Annotated in this window: 1 rRNA gene; it reads left to right on the top strand. The window is 54.6% G+C overall.

The features are described 5' to 3' along the window. A 23S ribosomal RNA gene (locus NLX73_RS24830) occupies positions 1 to 738 on the top strand; the annotation flags it as partial.

Raw genomic sequence — 738 nt, 5'->3', positions numbered from 1 at the left:
TAGTAGCGAAGGTCATGATCTCAGACTGCCAAGAAAAGCCTCTAGCCAGGAGAAGGTGCCCGTACCGCAAACCGACACAGGTAGGCGAGAAGAGAATTCTAAGGCGCGCGGAAGAACTCTCGTTAAGGAACTCGGCAAAATGACCCCGTAACTTCGGGAGAAGGGGTGCCTCGGTAGGGTGAATAGCCCGAGGGGGCCGCAGTGAAAAGGCCCAAGCGACTGTTTAGCAAAAACACAGGTCTGTGCGAAGCCGCAAGGCGAAGTATACGGGCTGACGCCTGCCCGGTGCTGGAAGGTTAAGGGGAGTGGTAAGCCTTCGGGCGAAGCTATGAACCGAAGCCCCAGTAAACGGCGGCCGTAACTATAACGGTCCTAAGGTAGCGAAATTCCTTGTCAGGTAAATTCTGACCCGCACGAATGGCGTAACGACTTGGGCGCTGTCTCAACGAGAGATCCGGTGAAATTTTAATACCTGTGAAGATGCAGGTTACCCGCGACAAGACGGAAAGACCCCATGGAGCTTTACTGCAGCTTGATATTGAATTTGGGTACGATCTGTACAGGATAGGTGGGAGCCGTAGAACTTTGAGCGCCAGCTTGAGAGGAGGCATCCTTGGGATACCACCCTGATCGTATCTAGGTTCTAACTTGGTACCGTGACCCGGTGCGAGGACAGTGTCAGGTGGGCAGTTTGACTGGGGCGGTCGCCTCCTAAAGAGTAACGGAGGCGCCCCAAGG

Origin of the sequence: Paenibacillus sp. CH40, assembly GCF_024213605.1 — a bacterium.
Classification (GTDB): domain Bacteria; phylum Bacillota; class Bacilli; order Paenibacillales; family Paenibacillaceae; genus Paenibacillus; species Paenibacillus polymyxa_B.
This window is presented reverse-complemented; position numbering and strand designations above follow the sequence as displayed.